Genomic DNA, 18,409 nt, shown 5'->3' with positions numbered 1-18,409 from the left:
TTTGTCAATTATCCTTTGTGTTCTTTAGTTGTCAGTAGCCGGCATTATACAATTACGACCGGCAGCTTTGGCTTGGTAAAGTGCTTTATCGGCACAGCGGTAAAGCAGTTGCAGATCGCCCCCCTCTAGGGGATATTCCACTGCGCCGGCACTGAACGTCACCGCAAACTCACTGCCATTCGAGTCAGGAAACAATTCTTGACCCCATAAAGCCAAAAATTCCCCCAACCGTGCCACCCCGTCTTTTTTGGTCATGCCGTACATTCCCACAATAAACTCTTCGCCGCCCCAACGAGCCACAACATCTTCACTGCGGAATGTCCGCAACAGCATTTCCCCTAGCCGGCGCAACACTGCATCCCCGGCAGCATGACCGTGCAAATCATTAACCTGCTTAAAATGATCTAAATCTAAGATCGCAAAGCACAGAGGTTGATTGTACCTGTCTGCCAGATGCAATAGCTGGTTAAGATCCTGAATTGACTTACGCCGATTTGCCAAGCCGGTTAGGGGATCAGTTTCCGCCATGCTCCGCAGTAGCTGAGTCCGCTCTAAACGGTTGAGAATGCGAGTTACCAATTCTGGCCCTACCACCGGCTTCGTCACATAGTCATCGCCTCCGCAAGCAAACACTTGATGCACGGTGTCAGCATCCGTGTGCGCCGTCAGAAACAGCACCGGCAGACCACTCCAGCGTGGTTCATTCCGCACCACCTGACACAGTTCAATCCCGCTTAACTGAGGCATTTCAACATCTAGAACCAGCAGATCGGGCATACAAGTCTCCAGAGTATCCCAAAACTGGTGGGGATCTTCTAAAGTCGTGAGTTTAAACCCCCAAGGTTTGAGTAAAGTTCGCAGCGCCGCCTGCACATGAGGATCATCATCCACGATCATCACTTTCGACTGGTGGGTGTGGAAACGCTGCAGCACATCCACGACAACATCTGTGATTTGAGACGATGAAATTGGCTTTTGCAAAAAAGCACGTCCGCCCCTGCGGGCCACTTCCAATCGATCAGCAAATCCATCTCTGCCGGTGATCACCAGCACCGGCAGAGATGGCGAACGGTTGGTCAGTTCACTAAGCAACTGCAAGCCTTCAGAAGCTGTCTCAGCACAGGAAAGATCAAGCAGCACAACATCAGGATTTTCGCTAGCAATCGCATCTCTGCCAGTAGCCCAGTCTGGAACGACTTTTGAGCGCATCCCCAAAGCCCGAATCTCTGTCACCAGCTGTTCAGTCAGTTGCTCGTCGCGTTCAATCACCAACAGCACGGAAGGCTCATTGTGGGGGATGGAAGGTAATTGTGCCGGCACAGCCGTGCGATCAAGTGGCTTGTGTTCGAGTTCGGCCCGCAGTGCCTTCACCAACTCAAACAGTTGCGGCACTTGGTCTTGACTCACCGAACCGGCAGAAAATACGTGTTCCAACTTCTGGGCGAGTCTGGAGCCTTCTGGAAAGCCATAAGTACCCAACGATCCGCTGAGTTTGTGGGCTGCGTGTCCAGCGTCTTTGAGCAATTCATCACTCAGCCGGCCTTTTTCCAGCGCAAAGATTGCGTCCTCTATAACATTGACTCGGTTTTTGATTGGCCCTTTGAATTGTTCCCATAGCCGATTAACAGCCGCTTGCGTTTGCTGCTGGGTTGCTGAGGGGACACTTTGAGTCGGCGCGGCTTTGACTGTTAACTGTTTCGTCGCCGGCCCGATGGTTGTGGCAGTGCCGCGCATTCGCCCTGAATGCCGGTTTGAAGCCTCAGAAGCCATTGAATTGGAGACTTTTAAATGTTCATTCAACCTGCCTGAATCTTCACTGCGCGCAGTATTGAGGGGCTTGAGGCGATAGCCCAACCCATAAACCGTCTCGATCAAATCAGTGGGCACACCGGCTCCTTTGAGTTTCTGCCGCAAACCTTTGATGTGCGCTCTAACCGTTTCTTCTGCCGGGGGTTCTTCAAACGACCACAACTGTTCTAAAATAGCACTGCGACTAAAAACACGCGTGCTGTTTCGCAAGAACAGTTCTAACAGTCCGTACTCCTTCGGTGTCAGATGCAGGATTTGCTCTTCATATTTGACCTCACAAGTGCTGGGATCGAGGTGGAGTGAACCCCACTCCAGTACCAGGGGCAAGGGAGAACTTCCCCGGCGCAGTAATGCTCGAATGCGAGCGACCAATTCTTGAGGGTCAAAAGGCTTGACAACATAGTCATCAGCGCCGGCATCAAATCCCATGACCTTATCATCACTGGTATGCTTCGCCGTCAGCAGCAGAATCGGCATACTCTTCTTTGCAGATCGCAGACGCCGGCATAGACTAATGCCATCAAGATTGGGCAGCATCACATCTAGCAAGACCAAGTCATAAGTAAACGTTTCTGCTAAAGCCCAACCAGTTTGGCCATCCCTAGCCACATCAACCGTGTGATGTTGTTCTGTGAGGACTGCCTCCAACACGAGAGCAAGATGTTCATCATCCTCTACCAGTAAAATCTTCATCGTGGGAAGACCGCCTAAAATCTTGAGAGTGGTTTGTCTCCCAGCCGAGTCAGTTCGGGCTGCGGGCAGCAAGGATCGCTCTTAGCCCATCTTAACTCTGCTTTGGGGGGTGGCGCGGCAGCTAGGCGCACAAATCAAAAATAATTGTTAAACAATTTGTGCAGCTTCACCAGCTTTGGTCAGACACTGCCGGCTTATTTACTTAGGGTTCCCCATTTGGTGGCGAGGGCACCTCTTGAGATTGAGCGGCTTTTTTTTGTTTTATAAACTCTTGGAGGGCAAAGCGACGATTGGTCATAAAGCGATTCCAAAAACCAGGAAATAACGTATCCATCGTTTTAGCAATTGACCAGACTTCGATGGCCATCATGTTATAGAACAACCGATCTGAGCTTTTAAGCGCTTCAATCCACTGTTCAAAATTCAAGACCGAACTCGATTCAGGCTCGTCTGCTAAGGGGGGGGTTTCTGGTTCATCCAATTTGGATTGGGGCATCGCGGTCGCGTAGCGTATGCTCTTAGCATACCGCCTCAAGGTTGAGACAATAGTATAAAAGCGCTTTTTGAACCGCTCAGGTTAAGCATTCTCGGCTGGGGATCAGCCGTCAGAGGTCAGTCGTTTGTGGCGCAAAAGGGAACTGACATCTGGGGGCTGACAGCGGTACGGGCGGGTGCGAGAAGTGCGGGCAAACAACCCTTTGCCCCTACTTAGCAGACAATCAGTCGGTCAACGCGCACCCACCAGCCACACAACTGACAACTGACAAAGCACATATCTCAACATGAAGCAACGCTCATTTTTTTCTGTCTTGGCAGCCTTCGTACTGGTGCTGCTACTAATCAGTGCCGGCGGTTTTTACTGGTTGATTAGCAACAGTCCACTGGCTCTTTTTCGCGGGGGTGCGGCAACTGCACCGGCTGCTGCGATGTTTGTGCCCTCCCAGGCACCTGTGATGGTGTCCTTGCTGGTTAATCCAGAACAGCTCGATGCCTTTGGGCAATTGGCCGCACCGCCGGCACAGCGCAGGCAAACGCGTGCTGAACTCGCCCAGTTCAAAGATAGTTTACTCGCCAATACGGGTTTAACCTACGAGCAAGATGTCCAACCCTGGCTGGGGGATGAAATCACCCTGGCTGTTACCACGATTGATATTGATCGCAATTCCCAAAATGGCTCTGTGCCGGGATATCTCCTGGCGCTTGCCACGAAAGATCCAGAACGCAGCCGGGAATTTTTACAGCTGTTTTGGGGTTCTAAAGCCAGCGCCGGCACTGATTTAGTCTTTGAACCTTATGAAGGCACAACGCTGATTTACAATAATCGCGCTAAGTCTGAACAAGGTGGCATTGGCGCAGTTGCCAGTGCAGTGGTCGCCGATCAATTTGTCTTGTTTGCCAACCATCCGAAGGTGCTGCGCGATGCGATTAATAACGTTCTAGCACCGGATTTAAATCTGAGCAGTTCCAGTTCTTACCAACGAGCTTTAGAACGTCTTACCCAGCCTCGAATTGGCTTGACGTTCTTTAATTTGCCCCAACTGGCTGCGTTAAAAAGCCCTGAACTAGCGGTGCTGGGTTCTGAGTCTAACAGCGCACAGGTCTCGAATGAGACGGTGGCTATTGCTCTCGGATTGAACCGCCAAGGTTTATTGGCACAGGCTGCTTTACTGCTCAAAGATCCCCAGCAGGCACCGGCAGCACCGTCTTTGCAAAAGCCGGTTGAGGCATTGCGCTATATTCCGGCGTCGGTGGGGGCACTCGTTGCCGGCAGCGATCTGCGCCAACTCTGGACTCAGATTTCTGAGGGTTTATCAAGCGATGATCCACTGCTGGATTTAATTGAGCAACCGCTGAACCTACTGGGCAATCGCTGGGGCATTGATTTGCCGCAGGATATTTTCAGTTGGGTGCAAGGCGAATACGCTTTGGCGCTGTTGCCCCGGTCCCCGGATGCTGTCAATCCTAACGCTCAGGGTGATTGGATTTTTGTGGCAGAAAAATCGGCAGATTCTTCCCCAAGCATTGAGCATCTAGATGACGTTGCGAAGCAGCAAGGATTTAGCATTGGCTCTGTGATGCTGGAGAATCAATCAATTTCTGCTTGGACTAAACTGAGCACGGCCTCAACTGATGGCTCGAATGCCGGCCCTCTGACACTGAAAGCCCAGGTGCGAGGCGTACACGCCTCGGCGGGTCAGTACGAAATTTTTGCCTCCAACCTTGAGGCGATGGATGAAGCACTCAAGGCTGCTCAGGGCGGTTCTTTACTGACCAGTTCCACCTTCAAGCAAGGAATTGCGCCGCTACCCCAACCAAATTACGGCTATGTCTATCTTGACTGGCCGGCTTCTCGGTTCATTGTCGAGCGGCAGTTGCCCTTGCTCAGGCTGGTGGAATTAGCAGCGAGACCTGTGTTTCAGCATTTGCGCTCACTCAGTGCTAGCAGTACAGGTGGCGAAGCCGGTGTTCGCCTAGGTGATGTGTTTATCAAGCTGGGAGGCTGAAGTTATTATCCTCGCGTCCCGGCGGGAGAAATGCTAAATCTTTGCTTAAAAGCGGATTGAGCAGCAAATAATGGCTGCGGCTGATGGGTTTTGAAGTGAATTTGACTTCAAAACCCTTTTTTTCTCTTTTTTATCGGCTTTCCTGAAATTTTTGCTGCCGGCTCGATCTTCACTTTTTTTTCACGATTGTCTGAACCGGCTGTGAGTTCTAACTTTGCGCTATAGCGAGAAAGTTAGCAATCTTGAATCGGGGGTTTTTAAGTATTATTACTTAAGCACATTTTTTAAATAGCTGATTACGATCAACACAGGAGAGGCAAAAAAAAGCAATACTCTCTCGGCTGAAATTTCAGCGAATCGCCCTACTCCTTTGGGAGAATTTTATGATTCGACTCTTAGTTGGTGTCTTAGTATTTGTCATCAACGTTCTCTACCGTGACCGGCCTTATCCGCGTTTTTACGTGCTGGAAACAGTCGCACGCGTTCCCTACTTTGCTTATATGTCGGTTCTCCACCTTTACGAAAGCCTGGGTTGGTGGCGGAAAGCTGATTGGCTGAAGGTGCATTTTGCCGAATCTTGGAATGAACTGCACCACCTATTGATCATGGAATCTTTGGGAGGTAACAGCCGGTGGACAGATCGGCTTCTGGCTGGGAGTGCGGCGCTTGTTTACTACTGGGTGGTTGTCGCGCTTTATATGGTCAGTCCTCGCGCTGCCTATCACTTCATGGAGCTTGTAGAAGGGCACGCTTATCACACTTATGATGAATTCTTGAAAACAAACGAAGCGATGCTGAAAGCTCAACCGGCACCGCAGGTTGCAGTCAGTTACTACCGCGACGGCGATCTCTATATGTTTGATGAGTTCCAAAGCTGCAGCGTGGCTGAGTTACGGCGTCCGAAAGTAGATAATCTTTATGATGTGTTCGTTAACATCCGCGATGATGAAGCGGAACACGTCAAGACAATGGTGGCTTGCCAGCATCCAGAGGCTCAGAATACGTTCCAAAGCCCTCATTCATTGGTTCCCGCCCGTGCAGAGGTTGTGCTGCCGCCGGTTGAGGAGAAAGTAACTGAGCTGGTGAACTAAGAGAAATGTATTTTGAAGCGTGAAGAGCAGAAAAATTTGGATTTTCAGGCTTTAGGAATAAGTGAAGAATAAAGGGTGAAGAGATGATCTTTTCACCCTTCATTTTTATTTAAAATAGGCATCCTAAATAGCTGGGGGGGTAACAAGGAAGCTGAAACCTTGACAGAGAAAGGATGAGAGCTAGGTAAACAAAAAAAAGGTGGGTCGGCTATAGTGACAAGCAAACCCAAACATCAAAAAATACTAATGCAATTTTATCACGAGCATCTCGAGAAGCAACTGGGCCGCGCCCAGTTCCTGATGTTGCTGATTCTAATCAATATCATTCAAGCTCAAAAACAAGTCAGACTAGAAACCATAGCGAGAGTGTTTCCGCTGTGGATAACTTGTGAAGGAAGACGCAGAAAGATACAAAGATTCTTAGATTTACCGGGCTTAACGATTAGTAGCTTATTGTGGCCTATCATTAGTGATTGGCTCTTGAACTCGGTGCCAAAAAAGTCGAAACAGAAGTTATACCTAGCAATTGACCGCAGCCAGTGGAAAAATATCAACTTGCTAATGGTGAGCGTGATTTGGTCAAAAAGAGCCATTCCCTTAGCATGGAGATTACTGCCGCACTTAGGCAATAGTAACTTTGAGGAACAAGAAAGCGTACTCTCCTCAGTCTTATCAAGATTCAAGGACTATCAAATAGTTGTGCTAGGAGACCGAGAGTTTTGTTCTCTAGATTTAGCCAGATGGCTCCAGGCAAGGAATATCGGATTTTGTTTAAGATTGAAAAAGAATACCTGTGTGGAAGTCGAAAATCAAATTTGGCAGCGATTGGATGAGTTAGGAATTAAACCGGGAGTCTGTGTCTACTATCAAGGCAGGAGAATCCGGAAAACCGGGCCAGTTTCAGGATTTGCCCTGGCAGCTAAATGGAAAAGAAACTACCGGGTTCTGACCACAAAAGGCCCTTGGTTTATCTTAACGAATTTGGAAAGTTTAACGGTTGCCATTGCCGCTTATAAAAGAAGAATGGGTATTGAAGAGATGTTCCGAGACTGTAAAAGTGGGGGTTATAGATTAGAAAGCACTGGATTAAGAGGAAAGCGATTAAACGCAATGATTTTGGTGATGTCTCTGGCTTATTTAGAGTCAACCCTGCGAGGAGGTGAAATCAACAGACATCAAGGACAAAAATATGTCTGTCGTCCCAAAGAATCCGGGAGAATCTATCGAAGACGCAGTACATTTGGTGTTGGGTTAGATGGAGGAAACTGGGTAAAAAACTTGGAACAACATCAGCAAGATGCCGCAGAATTAACCAATTTGTCTCCCCATAAACGCCGATTTTATCAGCGAGGTATAAGGACGCAAACCATTATCAGCTCTATCTTGTAGCTCTCTTGTTACCCCTTCAGCCTAAATAGTAAGATTTATAGCGGGCAAGATGCTTGCACTATTTCAGGGTGATGCTCATTAACCAATCAGAGAGGATTGCTATATTAAAAGAAAAGTATAGTCACTCATTTTTAAATTTTTACCTCTTATGCTAAATCCCTATTTAAGAACTTTTTTGAGTTTCGTTTGAATTTTGCCCATTTTGCAAATACTTAAACTCTTGCAAAAATCTCAAATTGGAAATTTGCCTTAAACACCAGCCGTTGACCCATCTGTGTTTATCTATGGTTAAAAAAAGACTTTTGCAAGAAGCCCACTGATTAGAAGAGGGGGTAGGCACAAGGGCACCACCCCTACAGAAATCAGGATTAATAACACTCTTCTACTAGCACCTAGTTACGCTGCACCCTTTACTTTTTAAAGTAAGTTTTGAAAATGTCGTGGGCGATAGGAGCAGCAGCAACCCCACCGTAGCCGCCATTTTCCACGACAACGGCAATCGCAATTTCTGGATTTTCTGCCGGCCCAAAGGCAACATAATTGGCGTTGTCTTCCTGTCCGGGGACTTCAGCCGTGCCGGTTTTACCGCCCGTGAGGGGAATCGAACCATCATTGAGTTGCTGGCCGGTGCCTTTTTGCACAACTGCAACCAGTCCTTTGCGAATGGCTTCAATGGTTTCAGGTTTTAGGCCGGTTGGCTCAGGCTTGGTCTCGGCTGTGTTGGTTTGAGAAGCCAGCAGATGGGGTTTGACGCGCTTGCCACCGTTGGCAATTGTCGCCACCATCACGGCCATTTCTAAAGGCGTCGTCAGAACTAAGCCTTGGCCAATGGACATACTGACGGTATCACCGGCATACCAAGGTTCACCAAAAAGCTGCTCTTTCTCTGCCGGCGTCGGTAGAGAACCGTGATTGCCGCCTTCAAGTCCCAAAAGGTTTAAATCGGTTGTCTCACCGATCCCCAGCCGCTTTCCCCATTTCGCAATCTCTTCCGGGCCGGCTTCTATGCCAACTTGATAGAAAAAGGTGTTGCTGCTGTAGGCAAAAGCGTCTTCAAAACCGATCACGCCAAAACCGCCCTTATATTCGTGGAACGAGATGCCACCAATGGTTATAGAATCGGCAGTTGACACGTATGAGTCGGGACTGAACTTGCCTGACTCCATGCCGGCGGCTGCGGTGACAATTTTAAAGGTGCTGCCGGGGGGGTAACCTTGAAGCGCTCGATTTAGGAAGGGATTATCTTTGCTTTGAAGTTCATCCCATTCAGCATCGCTTACCTGACGGGTGAACAGGTTGGGATCAAAGCTTGGCCCACTGGCCATTGCTAAAACAGCGCCGGTTTTGACATCCAGTACAACGACAGCGCCTCGACGTTGGCCGAGGGCTTTTTCAGCGGTTTTTTGGAGTTCTAGGTCTAGGGTTAACTGTAGCGGCTCTCCAGCGACGGGATTTTCCACCCCGGTCTCGCGCAATTCCTCACCGCTAGCATCCACCTCGATTAGACGGCTACCCCAAACTCCACTCAACTTCGAGTTAACCAAGCGTTCGATTCCCATTTTGCCAACGAGCATCCCCATCGGATAGTCTGGGTTGGCTTCCAAGTCGTCTTCGCTGGCTTCCCCGATGTATCCGAGGACGTGACCGGCTAGCTCGACTGTGGGATAGTAGCGGCTAGATTCAGGACGAATCTCGACCCCCCGAAATTCTGTGGCTCGTTCTGCCAGCGCCACGAAAGCATTTTGGTTGATATTCCGGCTAATCCGCACCGGCATCGTCGATTTAAAACCGGCTTTCTGTAATTTTTGCAGGATCTGCGCGGCGGGAATATTCAGCAGAGGACTCAGCTGGTGCGCTGTCTGAGTCCATTGGGTTGCTAGTTGTTCCTTGGGCCACAAGTACACGGCACGAGATAGCCGGTTTGCTGCTAACAGTTTGCCTTTTCTGTCGAGTATATTGCCGCGTTCAGAGCGGATCGGTACTAGCCGAAGGCGGTTGCCTTCGGCTTTTTGCCGGTTCTGTTGGCCTTGTATAAGTTGCAGATGCGCCAGACGAACAACGCATCCGCCCATCAGGAAACTTACGAGCAGCATCATTAAAATTCCCTGATGGGTTCGGTGACGCCGGCGCTCTGCTTCGCGCAGCAGGCTTGTGCTAAATCCGCGCTCTCCCGTGTCAAAAAAAAGTCCGCTAGCGATCTTTAGCGCATCCCGGACAGGGCTTGTAATACTGCCTGATTCAATCTGTTGTTTTTGATACATTCCCCTGCTCAGTATGCTGAATATTTTTGCCAGATGTTCGTTGTCACCGTCAGCAATCAGTTGTTATTTACCACTGATCGTTAATGGTTGACAACTGATATAAACCCGGATTTAATCATGCCGGCTCATTGTGCTTTTCATTGGGGATAATTCACCCTTACCGGCTTAGCCTTAAAGCGGTAAAAGTGGAAAAAAGTGCCCCACCGGCCCGGTGCCATGACCGATTGATAAGGCGTGTTTCAAAGCCTCGGTGACGTAATCTTTTGCCAGTTTGAGTGCGGTTGGGGAGGTGTGCCCCAATGCCAAATTGGCTGCGATCGCTGCTGAGAGTGTGCAGCCGGTGCCGTGGGTGTTGGGTGTATCCACTGTTACCGTTGTTACGGTTTTTAATGTTTCCCCGTCAAACCAAACATCGACACCACGCAGATGATTGCTCATTCCTCCGCCTTTGACTACGACGGCTGCCGGCCCGAGATTGTAGATGCGCTGGGCGGCAGTTTGCATATCCTCTAGGGTATGAATCTCTAATCCGCTTAACAGTTGGGCTTCGTACCGATTCGGCGTAACTATCGCAGCCTTGGGGATCAGCCTCTCCCGCAGAGTGGCGACGGCATCATCATCAATAAGCTGAGCGCCGGTGCGCGAAACCATAACGGGATCGACGACCAAGTTAGTTAAACCCCAAATCTCTACTTGCTCTGCCACGGCTGCAATAATTTCCTGGTTGAGCAACATCCCTGTTTTAGTTGCTCGCACTTCCATATCTTTGACAACTGCCTCTATCTGGGCAACGACTGCCTGCGGTGATAGAGCGTCCACTCGTGTCACGCCTAAAGTGTTCTGGGCTGTCACACAGGTGATGACACTGCTGCCGTGGACGCAGTGAAAGGCAAATGTTCGGATATCTGCTTGAATGCCGGCACCGCCGCCGCTATCTGAACCCGCAATCGTTAAAGCAACTGGCACGTTTGCTCTGGTTGCATCTGTCATACCCAGAAGTGTTTCATTGGATTGCCGACAGTTTCTCTCGCTGTGTCAGCCGCTATCGCTAAATCTGACATGATTGATTGAACATCCACTTCAGTGTACTGAGACTTCGTCTAATTCTTTATTTATGTTATATTAGTCTTTCTAAATTTCCATATAAATTTTACTTATGATATCAAGCAATTAGACAGTCCTCAAAATCGGCTCGCTTCTATCTCCTATATTTTTCGCAGAGAAATATTTTTGTAATCTTTAATACTTTTATGTAAAAATGATTGCCAAAATTTAAAAGTCGTGCAATTGGATTAAATGAAAGCCAAGGCCGAATTGCTCTCTTTCTTCGCCAGTTGCCATCGCCGAAGCCTAGGCTGATGATTCTTCATCTTTTTTATGAAAGTTTCAAGCTCCAAGCTAAATTGGAGGATATGAAACTAGAACAAGAAAGCATAAAATAAACGCGTATAAAAATCAATTTTTATAAAAAAAATTCTTAAAATATTTTCAAGTAAGACCGAAAGGCGGTAAAAAAAGGTTACTGAGCTGGATAAAAGCAGCCCATTATGACTCCGCAAAATATCAAATTGCCTTGACTTTCATTTACCACCGGCAGGCGGTCTGCAAGCGACACAAACCGCCCTGCCGACATTAAATTACAACGTCCAACGGTTACACCGGCTTCACATAAGATAGCCACGTTTGAACCGGCTCAAATCCCACCGAGTCATAAAGCCGCCTTGCACCTGTCATGCTATCCGCATCAACTGCCAGTTTCACTGTACCCACACCGGCAGCTTTTAACTGATGCATTGCCGCTAGTAACAGCGCCCTTCCCAACCCCAACTTGCGGAAGCTGGGCCCCGTACCCAACCAATGAATCCAGCCTTCGTTACGTCCGCTTTCGCTATTCTCTTCTGGACTAATGCCGGCATAGCAAAAGGCAGCCAGCTTACCATCTGGTGCTAAAGTAATCAAATTTAAATCTGCCCGGTAGTGGGGATCGCTCAACCAATGCTTCAGCGTTGCCACCGTTAAGTCGTGGTGGTTCCAGTGATCAATAAATGAGTCATTGAAACACTCCACCCATGCTTCCATATCTCTGTCACCGCCTAGGGGACGCAGGGTGAAACCGGCGGATAATTGCGGTGCTGGAATGGCCCGATCTAGCCGGCACGTCATTGTTAAGAAGTGGCGATCAACCTTAAACTGGTGCTGTTCTAGGACTGCGATCCGATCTGTGATGTCATCGCGGCTGCTGCTTCGCAACTTTGCCGGCAGTCTTCGCTCTTTTGTCACTTCCAACATTCGCCTCTCACTCCAACGGATAATATCCGTTTCTAGACGATCTTCGTGTGCCTTGGGGTGAACGTAAAAATAGAGGTAGCCATCGATGGCTTCTTTTGCTTCCGGCATTGATATCTGTCCAAACCCCATCAGTGTGCCGGTGTCGTCTTCCCACAAACGCAGATCCCGCGCTTTATCAAATGAGGGTTCATCGAGTTGCAGTGGTAAGTGGGCAATGGAGGTATCTTTATCTAGTTGACCAACTGTTTCACAGCTATTAACTAACTCAGTAATCGCTTTGAGATCGGTTTTGCCCAAGTAGGGGCGTCTGATTAGAACTGTCATAAAAATTGTGATCCGGTTGTAACGGATTGTTGGCTTTCAATTTGTTTAGAAACCGTCTACAAAAATTTGTCTGAATTCCCAAATAATTCCCCGATCTAGCCGACACATTTTCTGAGTAACTTCGCAGAGTATTAGCAAATGCCGGCATTCTTGTGGAAGCGGGTAGAAAAAAGCCAAAGTCCAGCGTGCAGCCGCTTCTCAATTTTTTGAGTTATGCGAAACTCACGCAAGAATTAAAGGTTAAACTTCTTGCAAAGGTTGTTTTTTTGTCTTTTAAACGCAGATAACCGCAGATAATGTTAACGGTTGGATGCGCTTAATGTAGGCTTTTTAGATCTTTGCAAGAGGTTTATCTATGAGCCATTAGCAAGCTTGATAAATGCTAAGGCTTACAGGCTTTTGGCTTTTTCGGTTTGGCTAATATCTTTGGGAGTTAAGTTTAAAAAAGGCTACAGCAGAGCGATCCCCTGGTAGAGAAATGGGGAACACCGGCTGTGGCTCCAATCATGAAGTCACAGCACAAGGGAAGCAGGGAGAAACTATCCCGCTATCCACTATCTGCTGACAAGATTATTAATAAGCGTCGGTATGTTTGATAATAAATTCTTTGAAGCCGTGTCTGATAAAGGTTATAGAAGGTTAATTCACCTCGGTTATGGCGTTCTATCGCCTACTCTAGTGCTGTTTGCCGGCTGCTTGTGCGCCCAGTCTTACCGGGCTGGTGTTTGCACATTGGCCAAAGTTATGCTTGAGTTAACGTTTGTTTAAAGATAAAATGTTGCTAAATCCAGGTGAAGTTTTCCACCTCCAGGGAGGCATCACAAGGTAATTTTACTGTCAATTTTAACACAGCCCAAGTTTTTGTGTACCGGCAACCGAAGTTAGCAAGCTCTAGGTTTTCTTCGTTGCCGATCATAGGAGAGTTCGGGTTCACTATATTTATAGATTAGATAAAAAGGTGAAGTATGAAGCCAATTTCTTGACACTTCACACTTCACTTCCACTTCCCACGGAGACCTGACATCTACTTTTACAGGCTGAGGATCGGCTTTTCCTGACAACTTGCCGGTTAAACTGCGGCAGCAGATTTCAGGGCAAAAATTTTCTCAATCACATCTTCGACAACTTTATCCGGTGTGGACGCGCCAGAGGTGATCCCCACAACAATTTCACCCGCCGGCAGCCAATCTTCTTTGACTTCTAGTTGCCGGTGCAGGGGTTTGTGTTCAATTTGATTGCCGGCACCGATTCGTTCTGCACAGTCGATGTGATAAGACGGAATTCCCCGATCAATGGCAATTTCTTGCAGATGGGTGGTATTAGAAGAGTTATATCCGCCAATCACAACCATTAAGTCCAGCTTATCATCGACTAACTTGAACATGGCATCTTGCCGTTCTTGGGTGGCATCGCAAATGGTGTTGAATGCCAGGAAATGCTGATTGAGCGCAGTTGGGCCATACTTTTTCATCATCGTGCGCTCAAACAGCTTACCAATCTGCTCAGTTTCGCCTTTGAGCATGGTGGTTTGGTTGGCGATCCCTACTTGTTCTAAATCTTTGTCGGGATCGAAGCCGGCTGAACAAGCGTTGCTAAATTTAGCGATGAATTCGTCACGATCCCCACCTTCGAGGATGTAGTTTGCGACATACTCGGCTTCGCGCAAGTTCAACACCACCAGATATTTGCCGGCAAATGAACTGGTTGCCTGTGTCTCCTCGTGGTTGTACTTGCCGTGAATAATTGAGGTGTAATCGCCTTTTTTGTGCTTTTCAACGCTATTCCACACCTTAGACACCCAAGGACAAGTGGTATCGACAATTTTGCAGCCTTTATCGTTGAGGATCTGCATTTCCCCAACTGTGGCACCAAAGGCAGGGAGAATCACCACATCGCCGGTTTCTACGACAGAAAAGTTTTTTTCTCCAGATTCAATGGGGATGAATTTGACTTGCATATCCTGTAGGTGTTGATTCACCGAGGGATTGTGGATGATTTCGTTGGTAATCCAAAGGTTTTCCGTGGGGAAATGCTGTCGGGTTTCGTAGGCGATGGCGACTGCACGTTCAACTCCCCAGCAAAAGCCAAAGGCTTCAGCTAGCAGAATTGTGACGTTGCCGCGCTGTAATTTGTAATTATTCTCCCGGATTTGCTGGATCAGGTTGCTTTGATAGGCGGATTTCATGACGCCGGCAACTTCCTGTTCGTGGCCAAATCCTTTGCGATGATAATTTTCTGACTGTTGGAGCGTCCGTTTGAAAGCTTTTGTATCCATTCTCTCTTGCGTTCCGGATTCTGCTTTAGCGAGCTTCTTTCTAATTTGATTGTAGAATGCCGGTGCGACAGGGGAATTTAAGAGGCTGGGATTTGCGGGTTTAAGGCTGTGTTGCCGGCCAAAAAAATCTTGAGAGGTTGAAAAATGATGCACCCGTGGTTAAAAAAAGATTCTGCATGGCTGTAGTGGATTGTATACCGGCTACCTTTGCACTATGAATTTTATGAGTCAAACAGCCAAGGAAATCAATGTGATGGGTATTCTCTATTTCCGATGCCGGCTCACATTTTACAACAGTTAGGATGGGCAAATAAAGTTGTCACACACTGGCTTATTTTGTGGGGAAGGATTGCGGTTTAAGGGGCAAGGTATCCCTATATCGGTGCAGGGTGACTTGTCTTGTTCAGAATTGTTACGATTGAGGAGTTTTTCGCCTTTGAATTCAGTCTAGTTTGCACCGGCATCCTCGATTATTCCAGCTTTGCAGATTTTACCATGTAATAGAAGAAACGTTAGGATCAGGAAAATCGGTAGAATAATAACTCTGATTTTCATTGGGTAGATTGGCATTTAAGAAAAATATTGACAAGCGAATATGAGGGAATTAAAAGCTAGCTGAGTCACTTCTCTCTTCCACGGCAATGTATGAAGAGGGGTGTTTCCCAGCCTTGCTTTTTTCCGCTCTAGCCTGTTATTCAGTTATTGGGATAAAGTTTAAAAATTATGCAGGTGTGAGGTGAAAAAAATTGAGTAATTACCGGCAAATCCTTAAGCATCGGCATTTTGACGCAAATAAATTTTTTGCGCCTGCCAAATTCTGCCGGCAGCGAGGCAATCTACCGGCACGGTGACGCCGATTGACTGACGCTTTACCTGAAATGAAGCGTTACAGAATACTAAAAGTTGATTACACAAAAAAGTCAAAGGTAAAAGCAATGGTTGTTTACCTTTGACTTTTTTTAGAGATAACGTTCCCTGGGTGTTGCCAGAGCAATCAAGGATCTAGGAGAGCCGGCGCAACACGACCAGCGACCGTCCTGTAACTGGCACAGCCTTATCAGCCGTGTAAACAATACTTCCCGGTTCAATAAAATGAGGCTCCTTGGTATCAATCACAACGTCCCACTCCCGGTCATTGAAGTCAGTTGGTAACTGAAACTCAATCAATTCCCAGTGGGCGTTAAACAATATTAGAAAGCTCTCATCCATGACGCGCTGACCTTGGGGTCCGACTCTGGGAATTTCTTCTCCATTTAAGAACATCCCAACTGCCTTAGCATAACCAACATTCCACTCCTCGTCAGTCATCTCGGTGCCATCGGGGTTGTACCAGCCAAGATCGCTGATAGTTTTGCCGTGGATTGGCCGGCCTTGGAACCACTTGCGCCGGCGAAAAACTGGATGCTTGCGGCGGAAGAAAATGAGCTGGCGGGTGAAATCTAACAGATCGGCTTTGTCTTCTTGAAAGTCCCAGTTCACCCAAGAAATTTCATTATCCTGGCAGTAGCCATTATTATTACCCTTTTGGGTTCGCTCCATTTCGTCCCCATAAACGATCATGGGAATGCCTTGGGAAAGCATCAGCGTTACTAAGAAATTCCGCTTTTGTTGCTCCCGTAACTGTAGGATGTGGGGATCATCGGTATCGCCTTCTGCGCCGAAATTCCAAGAACGGTTGTGACTTTCACCATCACAGTTGCCCTCTCCATTTGCTTCATTGTGCTTTTCGTTGTAGCTGACCAAATCGGAGAGCGTGAAGCCATCGTGGGCAGTGATAAAGTTGATACTGGCATAAGGACTGCGGCCATTTGTCTGATACAAATCAGAGCTGCCGGTGAGGCGGTAGGCAAATTCCCCTAGGGTTTGATCTTCCCCGCGCCAGAAGTCGCGCACTGTGTCCCGATACTTGCCATTCCACTCGCACCACAGTAGCGGGAAGTTGCCGACTTGATAGCCGCCTTCTCCCACGTCCCAAGGTTCAGCAATGAGCTTGACATCGGCGAGTGTGGGATCTTGGTGGATGATGTTAAAGAAAGAAGCCAGACTATCCACCTCAAAGAGTTCTCGCGCTAGGGCGGAAGCGAGGTCGAAGCGGAACCCATCGACGTGCATATCTGTAACCCAGTAGCGCAGGCTATCCATGATTAATTTCAGGATTTGCGGATGCCCGACGTTCAGGGTGTTGCCGCAGCCGGTGAAGTCCATGTAATACCGGCGATCTTCTGGGGACAGCTGGTAATAACAGGCATTATCGATGCCGCGAAATGACAGGGTCGGGCCGTTTTGATTGCCTTCGCCGGTGTGGTTGTAGACGACATCTAAGATGACCTCCATTCCCGCCTTATGCAGGGCCTTCACCATTTCCTTGAATTCCCGGACTTGGTTACCGGGCGTTTTATCGGAACTGTAGGCAAAGTAAGGGGCGAAGTAATTGATGGAGTCGTAGCCCCAGTAATTCTTCAGTCCTTTGTCTGCAAGATGTCCGGGATAGGCTAAAAAGTGATGCACCGGCATCAATTCGACGGCGGTAATGCCAAGGGACTGCAAATGAGAGATCGAAGCAGGATGGGCGAGACCTGCATAAGTGCCGCGCAACTCTTCAGGTATATCCGGGTGCAGTTGAGTGAAGCCCTTGACATGGACTTCGTAAATAATTGATTCGTGGAATGGGATTTGCAGCAGTTCGTCGCCTTCCCAATCAAACGTCTCATCGATCACAACCGACTTTGGCACCAAGTGGGCGCTATCGCCCTCGCTGAAAGACAGGTCTTCGTCTGGATCTTCCCAAGAGTAGCCAAAGAGTTCTGGGCCATTGCCGACATCCCCATCGATTGCCTTGGCATAGGGGTCAATCAGAAGTTTATTCGGATTAAAGCGATGGCCTTGCTCTGGATCGTAGGGTCCATGCACTCGGTATCCATAGGCTTGTCCCGGTGCTACTCCTGGGATATAGCAGTGCCAAACCCAGTTATCGACCTCAGTTAGGGTGAGGCGTTGCTCCTTACCGTCTTTGTCAAACAGACAAAGTTCCACACCCGTTGCGTTTTCTGAAAACAAAGCAAAATTTGTACCTTTGCCATTCCAGTACGAGCCTAAAGGATAGACTTTACCTGGCCACACTTCTAGATGCATATATGGAAATTTAGCTAAAATGGATAGTTGAACAAAATCAAGTCTTTAAAAGACCGCTCCAACCCAAGCTATTGGTTATTAATCTCTTGGTTGACAATTAATTTAATCGTTAATATCTTTTTTAACTTCTGTCAAAAGTATACTTTTATTACAATTTATTTTGTAACCCTGAATACAGTACATTTAGCCATATCACATTGCTTGATTTGTCAATCCTTTGAAAGGAATAAATTTTAAGTAAAGTAAATGCCGGCCCTTACTGTCACCTATATAAAGGTAGAGTTGAAAATAGAACTTAAAAAGAAGTTATTAATACATTATCCAGAGAGGCTCTATAGTATTAGGCCGGCCTAAGCGACGATTCCAACCAGTTTTAAGGCCGCGCTGGATGCTGGTGGGGCAGTAGATTTCGGGAATTCAAAGTTTTGTGAGAAAAATATCCTCTGAGATGGGCAACTTTTAATTTCAAGTTAGCTTGTTTGCGCCGGCATAAAATTTAAATTGAAATTTGTAACTTACTAACTCTTCAAATATCCGTTATTCGTTGCCAATGAAAAATACTTTAAAAATTATATTAAGTTGAAACTTTAAGTATTTTTTGTATCGATCTGAAGATTTCTAAAAAGCGTTTTGTTCCAACTT

At 47.5% G+C, this 18,409-nt stretch carries 11 protein-coding genes; 3 read left to right on the top strand and 8 right to left on the bottom strand.

The window, feature by feature from the left end:
• Window positions 1–24: 24 nt before the first annotated feature.
• Together H6F56_RS25155 and H6F56_RS25150 are read right to left on the bottom strand one after the other, a co-directional pair.
• Window positions 25–2,574: a response regulator gene (locus H6F56_RS25155; protein WP_242032159.1), complete on the bottom strand. Its 2,550-nt coding sequence runs from the start codon at window positions 2,572–2,574 to the stop codon at window positions 25–27.
• Between the two features lie 130 nt (window positions 2,575–2,704).
• The gene (locus H6F56_RS25150) at window positions 2,705–2,998 is read right to left on the bottom strand and encodes a hypothetical protein (RefSeq protein ID WP_242032158.1); all 294 of its coding nucleotides are present in this window, start codon (window positions 2,996–2,998) and stop codon (window positions 2,705–2,707) included.
• Window positions 2,999–3,284: 286 nt separating this feature from the next.
• Between H6F56_RS25150 and H6F56_RS25145 the strand changes: the two genes are divergently transcribed.
• The 3 genes from H6F56_RS25145 (at window position 3,285) to H6F56_RS25135 (ending at window position 7,486) form a co-directional block, all read left to right on the top strand.
• Window positions 3,285–5,006: a DUF3352 domain-containing protein gene (locus H6F56_RS25145; protein WP_190674634.1), complete on the top strand. Its 1,722-nt coding sequence runs from the start codon at window positions 3,285–3,287 to the stop codon at window positions 5,004–5,006.
• 383 nt (window positions 5,007–5,389) lie between these two features.
• Window positions 5,390–6,097, top strand: coding sequence for an alternative oxidase (locus tag H6F56_RS25140; RefSeq protein WP_190674632.1), 708 nt, complete (start codon window positions 5,390–5,392; stop codon window positions 6,095–6,097).
• 246 nt (window positions 6,098–6,343) lie between these two features.
• Entirely contained in the window at window positions 6,344–7,486 is a 1,143-nt protein-coding gene (locus H6F56_RS25135) for an IS4 family transposase (protein ID WP_199313242.1), read from the top strand.
• A 410-nt stretch (window positions 7,487–7,896) separates the two neighbouring features.
• Here the strand turns inward: H6F56_RS25135 and mrdA are convergent, their stop codons facing one another.
• The 6 genes from mrdA to glgX all read right to left on the bottom strand — a co-directional run bounded on the left by mrdA (window position 7,897) and on the right by glgX (window position 17,767).
• Window positions 7,897–9,747: a penicillin-binding protein 2 gene (gene mrdA, locus H6F56_RS25130; protein WP_190674629.1), complete on the bottom strand. Its 1,851-nt coding sequence runs from the start codon at window positions 9,745–9,747 to the stop codon at window positions 7,897–7,899.
• A 171-nt stretch (window positions 9,748–9,918) separates the two neighbouring features.
• Window positions 9,919–10,737 (bottom strand): bifunctional hydroxymethylpyrimidine kinase/phosphomethylpyrimidine kinase, encoded by an 819-nt coding sequence (gene thiD, locus H6F56_RS25125; RefSeq protein ID WP_190674626.1) that lies wholly within the window; start codon window positions 10,735–10,737, stop codon window positions 9,919–9,921.
• A gap of 663 nt (window positions 10,738–11,400) precedes the next feature.
• Window positions 11,401–12,360, bottom strand: coding sequence for a GNAT family N-acetyltransferase (locus tag H6F56_RS25120; protein WP_190674623.1), 960 nt, complete (start codon window positions 12,358–12,360; stop codon window positions 11,401–11,403).
• A 1,069-nt stretch (window positions 12,361–13,429) separates the two neighbouring features.
• Window positions 13,430–14,635 (bottom strand): 4-hydroxy-3-methylbut-2-enyl diphosphate reductase, encoded by a 1,206-nt coding sequence (locus tag H6F56_RS25115; protein ID WP_190674620.1) that lies wholly within the window; start codon window positions 14,633–14,635, stop codon window positions 13,430–13,432.
• A 768-nt stretch (window positions 14,636–15,403) separates the two neighbouring features.
• Complete coding sequence (locus H6F56_RS25110; protein WP_206753427.1) at window positions 15,404–15,550, bottom strand: hypothetical protein; 147 nt, start codon at window positions 15,548–15,550, stop codon at window positions 15,404–15,406.
• An 87-nt stretch (window positions 15,551–15,637) separates the two neighbouring features.
• Window positions 15,638–17,767 (bottom strand): glycogen debranching protein GlgX, encoded by a 2,130-nt coding sequence (gene glgX, locus H6F56_RS25105; protein WP_190674614.1) that lies wholly within the window; start codon window positions 17,765–17,767, stop codon window positions 15,638–15,640.
• Between the last annotated feature and the right edge of the window lie 642 nt (window positions 17,768–18,409).

Origin of the sequence: Microcoleus sp. FACHB-672 (genome assembly GCF_014695725.1) — a bacterium.
GTDB lineage: Bacteria > Cyanobacteriota > Cyanobacteriia > Cyanobacteriales > Oscillatoriaceae > FACHB-68.
The sequence above is the reverse complement of the archived record's forward strand: the minus strand, read 5'-3'. Positions and strand labels throughout refer to the sequence as shown.